This is a genomic window from Psychroserpens jangbogonensis (assembly GCF_000797465.1).
GTDB lineage: Bacteria > Bacteroidota > Bacteroidia > Flavobacteriales > Flavobacteriaceae > Psychroserpens > Psychroserpens jangbogonensis.
In genome coordinates, this window is sequence record NZ_JSWG01000006.1 from 287,758 (window position 1) to 303,917 (window position 16,160).

At 34.3% G+C, this 16,160-nt stretch carries 16 protein-coding genes; 10 read left to right on the forward strand and 6 right to left on the reverse strand.

The window, feature by feature from the left end; all coding sequences use genetic code 11:
* Positions 1 to 154: 154 nt before the first annotated feature.
* From RH81_RS04725 to RH81_RS04740, 4 genes are all read right to left on the reverse strand, one after another.
* Positions 155 to 2,893: a S9 family peptidase gene (locus tag RH81_RS04725; RefSeq protein ID WP_081988214.1), complete on the reverse strand. Its 2,739-nt coding sequence runs from the start codon at positions 2,891 to 2,893 to the stop codon at positions 155 to 157.
* Between the two features lie 174 nt (positions 2,894 to 3,067).
* A complete protein-coding gene (locus RH81_RS04730) occupies positions 3,068 to 3,520 on the reverse strand; it encodes a KTSC domain-containing protein (protein ID WP_033958434.1) in 453 nt (150 codons plus the stop codon).
* A gap of 69 nt (positions 3,521 to 3,589) precedes the next feature.
* Entirely contained in the window at positions 3,590 to 4,639 is a 1,050-nt protein-coding gene (locus tag RH81_RS04735; protein ID WP_033958437.1) for an AraC family transcriptional regulator, read from the reverse strand.
* 105 nt (positions 4,640 to 4,744) lie between these two features.
* Entirely contained in the window at positions 4,745 to 5,848 is a 1,104-nt protein-coding gene (locus tag RH81_RS04740; RefSeq protein ID WP_033958440.1) for a type 1 glutamine amidotransferase domain-containing protein, read from the reverse strand.
* A gap of 230 nt (positions 5,849 to 6,078) precedes the next feature.
* Between RH81_RS04740 and RH81_RS04745 the strand changes: the two genes are divergently transcribed.
* The 10 genes from RH81_RS04745 to RH81_RS04790 are packed head-to-tail and all read left to right on the forward strand — an operon-like array spanning position 6,079 to position 14,177.
* On the forward strand, positions 6,079 to 6,693 hold the full coding sequence (locus RH81_RS04745; protein ID WP_033958443.1) for a TetR/AcrR family transcriptional regulator: 615 nt from the start codon (positions 6,079 to 6,081) through the stop codon (positions 6,691 to 6,693).
* A 1-nt stretch (position 6,694) separates the two neighbouring features.
* Positions 6,695 to 7,945: a TolC family protein gene (locus RH81_RS04750; RefSeq protein ID WP_033958445.1), complete on the forward strand. Its 1,251-nt coding sequence runs from the start codon at positions 6,695 to 6,697 to the stop codon at positions 7,943 to 7,945.
* A gap of 10 nt (positions 7,946 to 7,955) precedes the next feature.
* Positions 7,956 to 8,849: an HlyD family secretion protein gene (locus RH81_RS04755; protein ID WP_033958736.1), complete on the forward strand. Its 894-nt coding sequence runs from the start codon at positions 7,956 to 7,958 to the stop codon at positions 8,847 to 8,849.
* A 60-nt stretch (positions 8,850 to 8,909) separates the two neighbouring features.
* Entirely contained in the window at positions 8,910 to 9,473 is a 564-nt protein-coding gene (locus RH81_RS04760) for a c-type cytochrome (RefSeq protein WP_052172414.1), read from the forward strand.
* A 10-nt stretch (positions 9,474 to 9,483) separates the two neighbouring features.
* Complete coding sequence (locus tag RH81_RS04765) at positions 9,484 to 9,915, forward strand: hypothetical protein (RefSeq protein ID WP_152604789.1); 432 nt, start codon at positions 9,484 to 9,486, stop codon at positions 9,913 to 9,915.
* A gap of 1 nt (position 9,916) precedes the next feature.
* Positions 9,917 to 10,318 (forward strand): hypothetical protein, encoded by a 402-nt coding sequence (locus RH81_RS04770; protein WP_033958447.1) that lies wholly within the window; start codon positions 9,917 to 9,919, stop codon positions 10,316 to 10,318.
* Positions 10,319 to 10,322: 4 nt separating this feature from the next.
* Positions 10,323 to 11,225: an ABC transporter ATP-binding protein gene (locus RH81_RS04775; RefSeq protein WP_033958456.1), complete on the forward strand. Its 903-nt coding sequence runs from the start codon at positions 10,323 to 10,325 to the stop codon at positions 11,223 to 11,225.
* The gene (locus RH81_RS04780; protein ID WP_052172415.1) at positions 11,225 to 11,953 is read left to right on the forward strand and encodes an ABC transporter ATP-binding protein; all 729 of its coding nucleotides are present in this window, start codon (positions 11,225 to 11,227) and stop codon (positions 11,951 to 11,953) included. The genes RH81_RS04775 and RH81_RS04780 overlap by 1 nt, the downstream gene beginning before the upstream one ends.
* Positions 11,950 to 13,056, forward strand: a complete 1,107-nt coding sequence (locus tag RH81_RS04785) for an ABC transporter permease (RefSeq protein ID WP_033958459.1) — start codon at positions 11,950 to 11,952, stop codon at positions 13,054 to 13,056. Before RH81_RS04780 ends, RH81_RS04785 begins: the two co-directional genes overlap by 4 nt.
* Positions 13,056 to 14,177, forward strand: coding sequence for an ABC transporter permease (locus RH81_RS04790; RefSeq protein WP_033958462.1), 1,122 nt, complete (start codon positions 13,056 to 13,058; stop codon positions 14,175 to 14,177). Before RH81_RS04785 ends, RH81_RS04790 begins: the two co-directional genes overlap by 1 nt.
* A gap of 132 nt (positions 14,178 to 14,309) precedes the next feature.
* Here RH81_RS04790 and RH81_RS04795 read toward each other — a convergent pair whose 3' ends face one another.
* Both RH81_RS04795 and RH81_RS04800 read right to left on the reverse strand, forming a co-directional pair.
* On the reverse strand, positions 14,310 to 14,501 hold the full coding sequence (locus RH81_RS04795; RefSeq protein ID WP_033958465.1) for a cold-shock protein: 192 nt from the start codon (positions 14,499 to 14,501) through the stop codon (positions 14,310 to 14,312).
* Between the two features lie 63 nt (positions 14,502 to 14,564).
* The gene (locus tag RH81_RS04800; protein ID WP_033958466.1) at positions 14,565 to 16,127 is read right to left on the reverse strand and encodes an SDR family NAD(P)-dependent oxidoreductase; all 1,563 of its coding nucleotides are present in this window, start codon (positions 16,125 to 16,127) and stop codon (positions 14,565 to 14,567) included.
* Between the last annotated feature and the right edge of the window lie 33 nt (positions 16,128 to 16,160).

Here is a 16,160-nt window from a genome sequence, read left to right on the forward strand (position 1 = left end):
ATTACTCTTACACTCTTATTGTTTTTAGAAATCGTGAACCTCACAAGTTCGGTTTACACTTCTCTCCTATCGTACCTTCGTACAAAGAGTGCTTAACTCGCTCCACTCCTATTTTAATACATAGGAGCTTATGAATCTTATAAAAAACACTTATTTAATTGTCCTTTTCCAATACTTCAGGACCCAAACGATTTTTACTCAAATGTGGTATGCCTTCTTTAATCCAAAGTGGCGCTTCAGCATCTTTTAGATAGTAATCAAAATACTGCTTCATACGAATCTGAAAATCCTTTTGGTTGGCCTCAATCTTTAAATGATGTGGTTCTCCTGGATAAGACAATAATATCACTTCTTTGCCCAATCGTCTTGCTGCCGAGTAATACTCTAAACCTTGATTCCAATCTACTGCTCCATCACTAGTGCCATGAAGAATTAGGAAAGGTGTTGCAATCTTATGTGCATGATGCAAAGGCGATTGACTACGATAGAGTTCCATGTTTTCCCATGGGCTTACTCCCATTCTACCTTGTGACCATTCTAGAAGTGGACCATTCGAAAAACCTGCACGTTTGTAATTTACATTGTACATACTAATCAAATTAGTTAATGGTGCTCCAGTAACTACAGCAGCAAACATATTTGTTTGAGTCACGATAAAAGAAGACTCGTAACCTCCCCAACTATGGCCTTGTATTCCAACTCTAGCTGGATCTGCATAACCTAGTTTAATCACTTCCTTAACGGCACTTGTAACATCATCTAAAGCTGATGAGCCCGGTAAACCTATATCATAAACGATGTCTGGCATCAATACCAAATAGCCATTACTAGCATACGTCGACATGTGTGGTCTATCATCATACGTAGGCATCGAATATAAGTGGTGTCTCTGCGACATTTTCTCATAGAAATATACAATCATTGGATAGGTCTTAGAAGCATCATAATCTGCAGGTAAGGCTAAAGTCGCTTGCAACTCATGTCCTCTCTCGTCTGTATAATCTACCAATATCCTTTTTCCCCATTTATAATCGGATTGCTGTGGGTTGGCATTTGTAATTTTCTTAGATTTTGAAAATGTCAAATCTGTCACCCAATAATCAGGGAAATCAATAAAAGTCTGTTCGGTATACATAATTTTGTTTGTATCCTTTGCCTTGGTTGCTCTTCCAATCATTTTATCTTCATAACGCAATACGCTTGGCTTTTCGCCTACCACTACTTCATAGTATCCCGATTTCTTTGTTTTCTCTCCATAAGCTGAAAGTAATAACGGTTTTGTTAAATCGAACGTCTTAGCTTCAGGATCTAATTGCACAAATCTAAAACGAATGCTTCCATCATTCCCAATGCCTTGAGTAAGGTTTGCTGAAGCATCAGATTTTAGCCCAATAGTCCATAAATCATATTTGTGATTGAGAATCAACGTAGAACCATCTTTAGACCATCCAGCTATGCCATAAGTACGCTTTTCTACAGGTTTGTCATCATCTTCATCTATAAAACTGGTTCCTGTTCTATCTGTTAAATTAGTTAGATTTCCAGTCGCGAAATTATAACCCATTACAGCTCCATCTCTAGAGAACAGAGCCCATTCACCATTTGGAGACATACCCATATTTCTATACACACGTTCTGCAATTAATGTCTTTGCTCCTGTACTCGTATTGATACTATACAAGTCTTCATAACCGCCTGGTATGTTAACATCTTTGCGATATAAAGTATCTACACGTCCAACAGCCCATTCCTTCTTTTCACTGATGCTGACAGAAGGCATATCTTCACTTTCCAATTGCATAAATCTCTTGTTTCCAAGATTTAATACGGAAGTAAACGTTGACTTTCGGTCACGTTTAGATTGAACCATTTGACGAGATTGTAAACGCTCATCTTTCCAGTGCCAAACATCGACATTGGCTGTAAGAGAATCTTCTTTTTTTAATTTGGTTTGTTGCGCCTTCACACCATGGAATAATTTGGTGCCAGCTTCATTCCATGTCAATTCACCATACTCACTAATGACCATGTTTTTAGGAAAATTTGCATCTACTACTGGTGAATACGCAGATTGCAGCCCAAGTGTTGTCATACCAGGAGCTAAATTTGAAGTCCAGTAAACTGTATTGTCGCGTTCAATATTATCATCTTCTTTTGCACCAAATAATGCTGCTATTTGATTGCTCTCTTTATTCCAAGTCAATTGAGAATACGTAAAACTTCCTGTGTGCAATGCCCATGTTCGTAAGTTACTTAGATCAATTACATAGATACCATTACCATTATCTCCGTCTGCATCAATCAAATAAGAAAAGAGTGAGCCTTCTTTATTAAAGGCATAGCTAGAGACATTTCCAATATTTAGTGTCTTATCTCCTTGCAAATCCTTAAGCAGTAAATCACTTCCTTTATGATCCGCCTTTTTATCGCTACGATTTTTATGAATTGCGATAAACTTGGACGTTTTTGAAAAACTGAATGCCCTAACACTTGTAACATCTGAAACTTCATTGGTTTCAACGTTTAGAATTTGAAGATCACTTAAAACGGGCTTTTTAGATTTCTTAAGCTTATCTGCATCTTCTTTTGCTGGATCTACTAAATAAGCTAACCATTTACTATCATCAGAAAAAGAAACTTTTTTTCCATTAATTAAAGTACGTAGCGTGTCACCATCAACTTTGCGAATATGCAATGTTGCATCACCTTCATTTGGTTCATAAGCATAGGTCATGAAACTTCCATTGGGTGAAATGGCTGTTTGTCTTATTCTATTCCATTGTGCATAATCCTCTAGTGTTAGAGGTTTTTGGGTTTGGCTAAAACTTAATTGACTACAAATCAGGAGGGCAAAAACGGAAATAAAAATGCGGTAATTTGAGAGGATTTTCATGTATAATTGGTTAGATAATTTCTACCCAAATATAACTTTATTTAATACGAATTAAAACTCTTAATGGTCGGAACATATAACAAGTAGTTAACAACGTATTCTATTTCATACACATTGTGCTTCACTCCTACATTCTCCTATAAAAATTGATAAAACTAATAAGCTTTAAGGCGTCTATTGTGCTTCTTCAAGAATACGTTTAGACTTTCTATAGGTATACTTTGGGTAAATAGCACGTTTAGCAAAACGATTTAGATTTCCAGCATTGTACATTTTTTGATACACCTGTTTGGTGATTCCAAAATATTCATAAGTAGAACCATCTGTAAAGGTGATTTCTAACAATAAACCTTTATGTTGGTAATCTGCAATAGCTGAATTAGTAATCGTTTCAGTGTATACTGGTAAGTTTTTCTCTTTAGTTTCAGGAGCCATACTCACCAAGAAGTGATATCCATCTATAACTTTTCGGCTATTTAGTTCTGCCTCTTCCTGCAAAGCATCTCCATTTTGGAACTTATCTGGATGCCATTCTTTTACTAAATTTCTATAACTCTTCTTAAGAGATTTAAGATCGATTTCATTTTCGACACCAAATAATTTCTTGTACTCATTAATACGCTTCATAACCACTAATTTTATTGCGGCGCGAAACTACATCTTTTTAATGGATTTGCCTTTATAATTCTATAAGTATCAGGAAAGTTGCTTTCTATATGCTGATGGTGTCGTGCTTTCAAATTTTTTAAAAGCACTATTAAATGAAGATAAGCTACTAAACCCTGTATCAAAAGCTATTGAAGAAATAGTGAATTTTTCATTTTCGATATTAGAAAGCAATTCTTTAGCATCTTGAATTCGGTAATAATTAATAAAATCATTAAAATTTTGCCTCGCGTGTTCATTAATAACCGATGATATTAATTGTGTGCTTTTTCCAACCATCTTGCTAAGTTTAGAAAGAGACAAATCGGGTTCGAGATACCATTTTTTGTCTACGACCAACTGAATGATTTCATTGAATAAAGCATGGTTTTCATTTGCTTTAAACACATCGCCATCTAGATCAGCCGCTTTTAATTGAAATGCTTTATAACTTAAAAAATAAATGGTCAATGAATATGCCATTGGTCCAACGACATAAGGTATCGCATCATCAAGAATATTCAGTACATAAGATGCCCAAATAACAACCAAACCAATAATTAGAAATCGCAACCAATCTAAAATAGATCTTTGCGATTTTGTTAGAAGTGTTGTCTCATGAGCTTTTTTTACTCGCTTCATTATCATCCATGATATGGCAATATAAAAAGCTAAATGCAGGTAAATAAAGATGAGTCCACTTCCAAAAATGATAATGACTAGTTTGCTACTCTCATACCATTCTTTGGTAACGAAAAGACTAGCAATAAAAATCAATACAAATGGGATTAATTCAAGATAGTGCGACTTTGTAAGCGTGAAATTTGGACGTGTCATACCCAAAACATACCATCTCAACAAAGGTCCTATTAATAGTAAAATGGTTAAACCAGCAAAAATAAAAATAGGCTCCAGTCCATCTCCAAAATTCAGCATAACAGACTTACCAATCCGAAAAGCCATAAAAACAAGAATCAATCCCAATAATAGATTGGTCAATGTTTTTTTCTTCTTAAAAATGCAGAGGTACAAAGCAAATAGAATTCCATGCAACAGTCCTGCACTACTTAGAATAATAAGAAGAATTTCTAATAAATCCATGAACTCGTTTTATTTAAATCTTAGGGTATTTGATGGACTACAAATTTATTTATTTTACTAAACTAAGGTTTTCTAAATGAAGTAAACAAACAACATACCTACACATTATTGATCATTTGCTTTTTCTTTAGCATAAGAGGTTAAATTGACTAGTGAAATAAATCTTCCAGGTTCACCTTTCATCACAGCCATCACACTATGCATTGCTAGAAGTATTCTGTCAACTGGCTTATTTTCAGCTATACTCATTTGGTCTATTAAATCCTTTGCTTGTTGTGATCCTTGAGTTTCAAAAACCTCTAAAATTTCTACAGCATTCTCTTCAGCAGTAATTTCTCTATATTTTGGTGTAAAGCCTAATTGCGCCACCATAGTTTCTGCTAGTTTCCATGTAGACCACGGATTTTGGCCTGTTATCAAATTGTTGTCATGGCTTATTTTTTCTAAATACATGGTTCCTTCATTAAAACGTGCACCTTGTTCTGATAATTTGTCTTGTAGTAAAAACGGAAATATGGTTTCCGCATCTGGAATCAGTAATAATTCTTCTTCGTTAGTAAAGCTACTTACTTTTTTGTTTTCAAGTAACGGACGACCATTCTCTTGTTTCACATTTACTAAAGCTGCAGGTCCATGACAAACAGCACCTACAACCTTATCAGCTTGATAAAGTTCTCTTACAATAGACTGTATATGTTTGTTTTCTGGAAAGTCGAACATGGCTCCCTTTCCTCCTACGAAAAAGATGGCTTCGTAATCTTCAGAAACTATTTCTTCTAATGGAATGGTATGACTTGTTTTATTCTGAGCAATAGCATCATTCAAAAAGGCATAATCAAATATTCCCATATCATCTTCATCAAGAACCACAGGAGCTTTTCCTCCAAGCGGACTAGCAACATCAACTGTAAAACCATTGGCTTGAAACACATAATATGCACGTGCTAACTCAGTAAGTTCGTAACCAGTTACTTTACCACTAGTTCCCATAGTATCGGTACTCGTCACAACCGTTAAAATTTTTCCTCGATAAGGCTCTAAATTTTCAGACAAATAAGGAATGTCTGAAACTTGTGAAATTGTCACATCAAAATTTGGATCAGGTTTAGGTAATAAACTTATAAACCACCAGCCAAAAACAGCTAGAACAATAATAAGACTCGTAAAACTAATTAGGACCCATTTGATAATTGGATATTTTTTAAACATAACATTGGTATTAAGATTATGAAGCAAATCAAAGTAAAATAAGGGCAAGAAGCTGTCGGAATGATAATTTCGTCAGAGCAAAAATTATTTAATTACTGTAAATGACTGGTCCAAACACATGTTCGTGCTTCACTCCTATCTGATTTAGTAAAACTTTATGAGTTCAACTATTTACCTCAAATAAATATATCGTATATTTGTTAACCATATGGTTAAACCGAATAGTTAAGATGAAGAAAACAAAAGATGAAAATACAGAAGAACAAATCCTAGATGCGGCGAAAAATGTGTTTCAGACCAAAGGAATGGATGGTGCACGAATGCAAGAAATTGCAGATAAAGCTGGCATTAACAAAGCCATGTTGCACTACTACTACAGAAGCAAACAACTGCTTTTTGAAGCTGTTTTTAAAAACGCATTCTCATTATTAGCACCTCAATTAAACGCCGTTTTAAATGATGATTCTTCTATTGAAGACAAAGTAAAAAACTTTACTTCAAACTATATATCATTCATTATAAAGCATCCCTATTTGCCGACTTTTATTATCCAAGAATTGAATAGGAATCCAGATTTCATTCTAGGAATGAAGAACAACAAAGGGTTTCCTAATCTCGAAAAATTCAAGAAGCAAGTAGCTTATGAAGTCGAAAAAGGAATTATAAAACCAATTGGTGCCGAACAATTATTCATCAATATTCTAGCACTTAACGTGTTTCCTTTTATTGCTAAACCTTTAATTATGGCCTTAATCAATGTCGATAATGAAGCCTACAAACAATTAATAGAAGCGCGTAAAATTGAAGTCGCCAATTTTATTATCAATTCAATAAAGAACACATAAAATGAAACGATTAGTAATCTTATTAATAGTTATAACAACGTTTTCAAGTAGTGCACAACAAAGCATTACGCTAGAAAGTTGTTACAGTTTGGTTGCTCAAAATTATCCATTAGCGAAGCAGTCACAACTTTTGGAAGCACAGAATCAATTGGATGCTGATGTTATTTCAAGTGCAAAATTGCCACAATTTGATTTGGATGCACAGGCTACTTATCAATCTGATGTGATTGAAGTGCCAATTCCAAGTTCAACGATAGAGCCTTTAAACAAAGATCAATATCGTGCTACGTTTTCTGTAAATCAACTTATTTATAATGGTGGACTTACAGATGCGTCGTTACACATGAAATCTGCACAGCTTAAAACAAAGCAAAAGCAAGTTGAAGTCAGTTTGTACCAATTAAAACAACGAATCAATCAACTCTATTTCTCTATTTTATTATCTAAAGAAGCCGATCTATTATTAAAAGCGAAGCAAACACAACTAAACGCTAAACTAAAAGAAGTTAAGTCAGGTATAAAATATGGCGTGATCTTGCCTTCCTCAGATAAAATTTTAGAAGCCGAATTATTGAAAATAAGTCAGCAGTTTCAAGAATTGGAAAGCAATAAAATGGCGCTTATTGAAACACTTTCGAGCCTTATTGGTCAACCATTAGATGCCAGTACTCTTTTTCAAAGCCCTCTTGTCGAACTGCAATTACAAGACGAATTATCCAGACCTGAATTGGATTTATTTCAATTTAAAAAAGAAGAAATTGAATCTTCCGAAGCTTTGATTTCTAAGCAAAACTCACCCAAATTACTTGGTTTTGCAACTGGTGGTTATGGAAACCCTGGACTTAATATGCTCGACAATTCGTTTCAAACTTTTTATACTGTAGGTGTTAAATTGAATTGGAATGTTTTTGACTGGAACTCTAGTGAAAATCAACGTAAATCATTAGCAATCAATAAAGATCTTGTCGACAATGAAGCTGAAGTTTTTAAGCTGAATACTAATATAGAACTCAACAAAAAGCAAAAAAATATTGAGAAAATGGAAGCCAATATAGATTCTGATATTGAGATTATCAATCTTAGGAAAAACGTATTAGAAACTGCAGAATCTCAACTTAAAAATGGTGTCATTACGTCGTCGGCATACATCACAGAGCTCACCAATTTATATGAAGATGAAAATAGGCTGGTAAGACACAGAATTGAGATACAACTCGCAAAAGCAAATTACAATGTCATTAAAGGGCAATAAAAATTTACAAATGAAAACATTCACATATTTATTAGGATTTAGCATTATGGCGACAAGCCTATTATCCTGTAGCGATTCTAACGGAAAAGCTGATGGTTATGGCAATTTTGAAGCTACTGAAATAACCATTTCTGCTGAGAATAATGGGAAGCTCATGCAGTTTACTATTAATGAAGGCGACAAGCTGAAAAAAGATCAACTTATAGGTTATATAGATACCATTCCATTGGCTTTAAAACGTGAGCAATTGCACGTATCAAAGGCTGTAATTAGTTCAAAATCTAAAGGTGTGTTGTCACAGATTAATGTGCTAAATGCCAAATTAAGAACAGCAAACACGAATAAAACTAGGATTGAAAACTTAATCAAAGACAATGCAGGAACACAAAAGCAGTTGGATGATGTGCAAGGCGAAATTGATGTTGCAAGACAACAAATCCGAAGTGTTGAAATTCAAAATGCTCCTGTAGTTAATGAACTGAAAAGTATTGATGTTCAGGTCAAACAAATTGACGATCAAATCCAGAAAAGTAAAATTGTGAATCCGGTAAACGGAACCGTTTTAACCAAATATGCCGAGCCCAACGAAATTACTGCGTTTAGCAAACCACTTTATAAAATAGCAGATTTAAGCGTCATGCAATTGCGTGTTTATGTTAGTGAAACCCAATTAGCAAATCTAAAAATTGGTCAGGAAGTTACTGTAAAAATTGATGATGCAGATGCTATGAAATCTTATAAAGGCAACATTAGTTGGATTGCTTCGGAAGCTGAATTCACGCCAAAAATTATTCAGACTAAAGAAGAGCGTGTTGCTTTAGTTTATGCTTTAAAAATAGATGTAGAAAATGATGGAAGTTTAAAAATAGGCATGCCTGCAGAAATGTGGATTTCGATTGAATAATTAGTCTTGAGTTTTCAAATTAGATTAAGAATACTATTATAAATAATTAAAATAAAAACAATGAACAAAAAAGTAATTTTATTAGTAAGTATTGTTGCACTCTTTATGAGTTGCAATCAAACAAAAAAAGAAGAATTTGTTGACATTGCAGAAGTAAAGAATGACCTTGCTTTACTTGCAATTATAAAACCAAACGAAGGTTACACCTTAATGAAAAACAATTGTTATGTGTGTCATAATCCTAATACTGCATCACACGACGATATGCTCGCTCCACCTTTTAAAGGCGTAAAAATGCATTATACACGTCAGTATGATAATAAAAAAGATTTTGTAGATGCAATGGTAAATTGGGTTCAAAATCCTGAAGAAGATAAGGCGCTAATGTTTGGTGCAGTGAAACGTTTTAAAGTAATGCCTAAACTAACATTACCTACTAAAGATTTAGAAAAAATTGCCACATATATCTATGATAACGATGTTGATGAGCCAGAATGGATGGAAGAGCATATGAAAGAAAAACAGGAAGGAAAAATGGGAAATGGTAAAGGCATAGGAAAGATGAAGAATGAAAAAAAAGGATGTAATCATGAAGACGGAAAATCTTGCGGTAATGGTTGCTAAAACAAAAATTATGAATAGAAAAACCGTTTTTTCAGTAAGCCTTATGCTACTCTTCTTTGTGAGTTGCAATTCGAACAAAAAGGAAGTCATTGATGTGAATTCTATAAAAATTGAAGGCGTATCATTAGATAACACAAAACTGTGGCAAGCAAATTTGGAAACAACAGAAGGCATCAAAAAAATGCAACGCATGATGAACTCTTTTTCTGAAAAAGAAAATGTAGCGGCTTATGCTTCGCTAAAAGGAGAATTGGAAGCAGAATTTTCAAACATTTTTCAAAAATGCACAATGAAAGGTGAAGCTCACAACCAATTACACAATTACTTAAAACCAATGATTGCCCTTTTTGAAGGCTTAGAATCGTCCAATTTAAAAACCTGCAAGACAAGTTTTAAAACGATGGAAAACCATTTAGCAGGTTACCTTAACTATTTTGAATAACATGAATGAGATAGCATCAAATAACAGTATTATAAGTCAGAAAATTGCAGCAATACTTGCTTTAACATTAGGTGTAATGTCTGTGTTTGCTGGCTCAAAAGTACTTCTTGATATAGATAACAAGGCGTATAATGTGTTGATTTGGTTAGTTACCTACAACGTAATTTTTGGTGCTATTTCAATTATTGCTGCCTTTTATATTTGGAAAAACAGGTCAACAGCGAAATACTTAAGCCTATTCATTTTAACTATGCATTTCTCGGTTTTCATGTATTTAAAATTCTTGAGTAGTACTGTTGCTTCAGAAAGCATAAAGGCCATGCTATTTAGAACAAGTGTTTGGATCTTAATTGTTGTTTTATCACTTGTAATTCCAAAATATTTAAGTAAACAAATAAAATAAATCAGTGAGTATCACTATCCAACATATCAGCAAATCATTTAAAGATGTTGTTGCCTTAAAAGATGTTTCTTTTGAAGTAAAAGAAGGCGAACTCTTTGGGCTAATTGGTCCTGATGGTGCTGGTAAAACAACTTTGTTTAGAATATTAACCACGCTTTTAATTGCTAATGAAGGCACAGCAACTGTTGCAGGTTTTGATGTTATAAACGACTATAAAAGCATTAGAAATAGTGTTGGCTATATGCCTGGTAAATTTTCACTATATCAAGACTTAACTATTGAAGAGAATTTGATTTTTTTCGCAACTATATTCGGAACAACTATTGAAAAAAACTACGATTTAATCAAAGATATTTATATTCAAATTGAGCCTTTTAAAAATCGTCGTGCTGGAAAATTGTCTGGTGGAATGAAACAAAAACTGGCCTTGTGTTGTGCTTTAATTCACAAACCTAAAGTTCTGTTTTTAGACGAACCTACAACTGGTGTTGACCCAGTTTCGAGAAAAGAGTTTTGGGACATGTTGAAGCGTTTACAAAAAAAGGGAATTACCATATTAGTATCAACACCATATATGGACGAAGCCGAACTCTGTGACCGAATTGCATTTATCCAAGATGGTAAAATCCTAGAAATCGATACACCAGAAGCGATTGTCAAACATTATCCAAAACCAATGTATAATATTCGATCAAACAACATGTACCAATTAATCAATAGTTTAAAGGCTTACGAACACCAGCACAGTGTGTATCCTTTTGGCGAATTTGTACATTATACAGACAACAGATTAGATTTTAATCCGAAGGAATTAATGCTGTATTTAGAATCTAAAAACCTATCGGAAATCTCAATACAGATCACACAACCAACCATAGAAGACACCTTTATGGAATTAGCAAAATAATGAGCACAAACAAAGTCATACAAGTCGATGGATTAACCAAAATGTTTGGTGATTTTACAGCAGTAAATGCCATTACTTTCGATGTTAAAAAAGGTGAAATATTTGGATTTTTAGGTGCAAATGGTGCAGGAAAAACGACAGCAATGAAAATGCTTATTGGAATTTCTAATCCAACATCTGGAAAAGCCAATGTCGCAGGTTTTGATGTGTTTACTAATGCTGAAGACATCAAGAAAAATATTGGTTATATGAGTCAAAAATTTGCATTGTATGACGATTTAACGGTTAAAGAAAATATCACCTTTTTTGGAGGTATTTACGGACTTTCGAGATCTAAAATAAAAGAGAAATCGAATGCTTTGATTGAAGATTTAGGATTAGAAACTGTCGCAAACCAATTGGTTGGATCATTACCATTGGGTTGGAAACAAAAAATATCGTTTTCTGTGGCATTGCTTCACGATCCAAAAATTGTGTTTCTAGATGAACCAACAGGAGGCGTTGACCCAATTACCAGGCGTCAGTTTTGGGAAATGATTTACAAAGCAGCCAATCAAGGCACAACGGTTTTTGTAACCACTCACTATATGGATGAAGCAGAATATTGCGATCGTGTTTCGATTATGGTTAATGGAAAAATAGAAGCTTTAGACACGCCAAAAAATCTAAAAACGCAGTTTAAAGCTGCAAATATGAACGATGTGTTTTTAAAACTAGCAAGAGGATGAACCGATTTATAGGCTTCATAAAAAAAGAATTCTACCATATCTTTAGAGATAGACGTTCGTTGTTTATTCTCTTCGGAATGCCGATTGCACAAATACTACTGTTTGGCTTCGCGATTACTAATGAAATCAATAATGTTGACATTGCCATTTTTGACCATTCTAAAGATGCGACCACAAAGGAAATCATTAATAAAATATCGGCTTCAAAATATTTCAGTATCAAACAAATGGTAACTCATGAAGCAGATATTGCTTCGGTATTTGAAAAAGGACATGTCAAGGCAGTTTTAAATTTTGAAAAAGACTTCAGTAAAAACCTCATAAAAGATCATAAAGCAACGGTTCAGATTATTACAGATGCTACAGATCCAAATACGGCAAATACGATAAGCAATTACGTTAATGCAATTCTTCAGCAGTATCAAAAAGAATTAAACAAGGATATTACAATCGCTTATCAAATAGTTCCAGAAACACGAATGGTTTATAATCCTGAATTAAAAAGCGTGTTTATGTTTGTTCCTGGTGTTATGACGATTATTCTCATGTTGGTTTCTGCCATGATGACTTCCATTTCTATAACTAGAGAAAAGGAATTGGGAACTATGGAAATCCTCCTAGTGTCACCACTAAAACCAATTCAAGTGATTATAGGAAAAGTGTTTCCTTATATTTTTCTATCCATCATCAACGCTATAGTAATCGTTGTCTTGAGCATTTTCATTTTTAACATGCCAGTTCAAGGTAGCATGCTTTTACTGGCTTTAGAGAGCGTTCTGTTTATTATAAGTGCATTGGCTTTAGGTATTCTAATTTCAACCATTTCAGCAACGCAACAAACTGCAATGATGATTTCGTTAATGGGATTAATGCTTCCAGTGATTCTATTGTCTGGGTTTATTTTTCCTATTTCAAGCATGCCTTTACCACTTCAACTAATTAGTAACATCATTCCTGCAAAATGGTTTATCATCATTATAAAAGGAATTATGCTCAAAGGTGTTGGCATCGAATTTATATGGAAGGAAACCTTAATTTTAGTGGGAATGACTGTGTTTTTTATAGCATTGAGTGTGAGGAAATATAAAATTAGACTGGAGTAATGAAAACAATTCTATACATCATACAAAAAGAGTTCAAGCAAATCTTTAGAAATAAAGGCATGCTTCCTATCATTTTTGTGTTGCCCATCATCCAACTGGTCATACTTTCTAATGCTGCTACATTTGAAGTTCAGCATATCAAATTTGGTTATATTGATCACGATCATACATCAACATCAAGAGCATTGGTAGAACGTTTTAATGCGTCTACCTATTTTGATGTTTTAACAGATTTCCCTTCGGAAGCTCTAGCAAATTCAGCAATGTTGAAAGGAGACGTGGATGTGATTGTAGAAATCCCACATTATTTTGAACGTGATTTACAAAAAGAAAAACGCACCAATGTAGGTGTTACTATCAATGCCATTGATGGTGCAGCTGCTGGTGTAGAAAATGTATATCTCACACAGATTGTACAACGGTTTAATCAACAGGTGAAAGTTAATTTATTACAAGCGTCAGACCTACAGGTACAACCAATACAAATTGAAACGATTCCGCTGTTTTGGTATAACGAGACCTTGAATTATAAAACCTTTATGGTACCTGGGATTTTAGTGTTGTTGGTGACTATGATCACTTTGTTCTTGTCAGGAATGAATATTGTGCGAGAAAAAGAGATAGGCACTTTAGAACAAATTAATGTGACACCAATTAAAAAAAGCCAGTTTATCATTGGGAAACTCTTCCCTTTTTGGGTGATTGGAATGGGATTGTTAACTATTGGATTAATCTTAGCACGAGTCGTCTTTAATGTGCCAATGGTTGGGAGTTTGGTATTGATGTACTTCTATACCTCTATTTATATTTTAGTGGTTTTAGGCATTGGTTTATTTATCTCCAATTTTACAGAAACACAGCAACAAGCCATGTTTATAGCTTGGTTTTTTATGGTGATTTTTATTTTAATGAGTGGTTTATTTACACCTATTGAAAGCATGCCAAAATGGGCTCAACTGCTCACCGAGTTTAATCCCATAAAGTACTTTGTAGAAGTCATGCGTATGGTGATGCTTAAGGGTTCTAGTTTTATGGATATTTTGCCGCAACTCCTTAAAACACTGCTGTATGCTGTAGTTATGAATGGCTTGGCGGTTTGGAGTTATAAGAAGACGACGTAGTAGCATTTCTAGTGTACTCCTATCAACACATATTAATTACAATGCCTATCTAATTCCACAACAACCCTAAAGTATTAAAACGAAAAAAGCCCATCATAACTGATGGGCTTTTAAAAAACTTGAAGTATATATTTAGATAACTTTTACGTTTACTGCATTTAATCCTTTGTTTCCTTCTTCAAGGTCAAATTCAACTTGGTCGCCTTCGCGAATCTCGTCAACTAATCCTGAAATGTGTACAAAGTGATCTTTGTCAACTCCTTCTTCTGTGATAAAACCAAATCCTTTGGCATCATTGAAAAATTTTACTGTTCCTTTACTCATAATAATATTATATTTAATAATTAATAACTAGTGTTCAAAGATAGTGCCAAAAAAGAATATACACTACCAATCGATAGGAAAATAATCTTTCAAGAACTTACCACACCAATGTTTACCTGTATTTATCCCGTCAATTAAAGGATCCATTACTCGTGCTGCACCATCTACAATATCTAATGGTGGCTGAAAGTCATGAACGGCAACTTTCTTTTTAGATAAAGCTGCAGGATCTTCATCTGTAACCCAACCTGTATCTACCGCATTCATATAAATACCAGACTTTGCAAACGTAGATGCAGATGTATGTGTCAACATATTTAAGGCTGCTTTAGCCATATTGGTATGTGGATGTCGATCTTCTTTTTTAAATCTATGGAACTTCCCTTCCATTGCTGTAACATTAATGATGTGTTTTTTGCCTGTGTTTTCTTTCATCATGACATTCGACAAACGATTACACAATACAAAAGGCGCTACAGCATTGACCAACTGTACTTCTACCATTTCGGTCGTTTCAATTTCTCCTAGTTTTAAACGCCAGCTATTGGTTTTTCGTAAATCTACTTGTTGTAAATCGGCATCTAATTCGCCTTCTGGAAAGACTTCTGCTGCTTGTAATGAATTGTCAAAACTATATGGAATTTGTGATAACTCTGCTGAATTACGCAAGCCAATTCCTGGTTCTGGTCCATGCCATGTGACTGGCAACACATTGTTTTTACTTGTTTTTGAAGGACCAACACTTAAGCTTGATAATTCTTCTAAACAGCTTTCGTGGTCTTTCAATAAAGTTTGTGCCAATTTTGGCAATTGGTTGATGGGTAATTTTTCATTAGCCATCAAATGAAAATAAAAGCCTGAAGGTCGTCTTACTGTTTGTGCTGCATTGTTGATTAGAATATCTAACCGGTCGTATTTTTGTTCTATATAATTGCAGAAAATTTCTACACTTGGGATGTGTCGTAAATCTAATCCGTGAATATGTAAACGGTCATTCCAATCGTTATAATCTTCTTCTTTAGAAAATCGGATTGCAGAATCTGCAGGAAAACGTGTGGTTGCTACAACAGTAGCACCAGAACGCAATAACATTAATGTAATATGATACCCGATTTTTAATCTAGAGCCTGTTATTACAGCCACCTGACCTTTTAAATCTGTAGTTTGAAAACGTTTTGCATAATTTAAATCGCCACAGTCGGTACACATGGTATCATAAAAATGATGCAGTTTGGTATATACTGTTTTACAGACATAGCAATTTCTCGGTGATTCTAATTCTAAAGTGTCTTTAGGAATTGACGCTTCACCCAATAATTTTGGAGCTACAAATAATGCAGCCTCACGAGCAGAACGAATGCCTGTTGTTTTTCTGGCGTGCTTATCTCTAGCAATCATTTTACGCTTTGCAGCTTTCTTCGCGTCTTTTCTACGACGCTGAAACTCATCACGATTGGGTCGAGTTAATGCTCCAGCAGCTTTAAAAACAGCTACACGTTGCGCTTCTGGTAAATCGAAAATTTGATTGGTATCTGAAACTAATTGTTCTAATACCGAAATGCATTTATCGATGTCTTCGGAAGTGATTATTTTAGTAGTGTCTGGTTTATCTTGAGAATCAGGCATATTTCTATAAGCGTTATATCGCGTACGTGTTTG

Excerpts from the sequence above, each read along its gene's own strand:
- RH81_RS04725 (WP_081988214.1), bottom strand. The coding sequence starts at position 2,893 with ATGAAAATCCTCTCAAATTACCGCATTTTTATTTCCGTTTTTGCCCTC.
- RH81_RS04730 (WP_033958434.1), bottom strand. The coding sequence starts at position 3,520 with ATGAAGCGTATTAATGAGTACAAGAAATTATTTGGTGTCGAAAATGAA.
- RH81_RS04735 (WP_033958437.1), bottom strand. The coding sequence starts at position 4,639 with ATGGATTTATTAGAAATTCTTCTTATTATTCTAAGTAGTGCAGGACTG.
- RH81_RS04740 (WP_033958440.1), bottom strand. The coding sequence starts at position 5,848 with ATGTTTAAAAAATATCCAATTATCAAATGGGTCCTAATTAGTTTTACG.
- RH81_RS04745 (WP_033958443.1), top strand. The coding sequence starts at position 6,079 with ATGAAGAAAACAAAAGATGAAAATACAGAAGAACAAATCCTAGATGCG.
- RH81_RS04750 (WP_033958445.1), top strand. The coding sequence starts at position 6,695 with ATGAAACGATTAGTAATCTTATTAATAGTTATAACAACGTTTTCAAGT.
- RH81_RS04755 (WP_033958736.1), top strand. The coding sequence starts at position 7,956 with ATGAAAACATTCACATATTTATTAGGATTTAGCATTATGGCGACAAGC.
- RH81_RS04760 (WP_052172414.1), top strand. The coding sequence starts at position 8,910 with ATGAACAAAAAAGTAATTTTATTAGTAAGTATTGTTGCACTCTTTATG.
- RH81_RS04765 (WP_152604789.1), top strand. The coding sequence starts at position 9,484 with ATGAATAGAAAAACCGTTTTTTCAGTAAGCCTTATGCTACTCTTCTTT.
- RH81_RS04770 (WP_033958447.1), top strand. The coding sequence starts at position 9,917 with ATGAATGAGATAGCATCAAATAACAGTATTATAAGTCAGAAAATTGCA.
- RH81_RS04780 (WP_052172415.1), top strand. The coding sequence starts at position 11,225 with ATGAGCACAAACAAAGTCATACAAGTCGATGGATTAACCAAAATGTTT.
- RH81_RS04785 (WP_033958459.1), top strand. The coding sequence starts at position 11,950 with ATGAACCGATTTATAGGCTTCATAAAAAAAGAATTCTACCATATCTTT.
- RH81_RS04790 (WP_033958462.1), top strand. The coding sequence starts at position 13,056 with ATGAAAACAATTCTATACATCATACAAAAAGAGTTCAAGCAAATCTTT.
- RH81_RS04795 (WP_033958465.1), bottom strand. The coding sequence starts at position 14,501 with ATGAGTAAAGGAACAGTAAAATTTTTCAATGATGCCAAAGGATTTGGT.
- RH81_RS04800 (WP_033958466.1), bottom strand. The coding sequence starts at position 16,127 with ATGCCTGATTCTCAAGATAAACCAGACACTACTAAAATAATCACTTCC.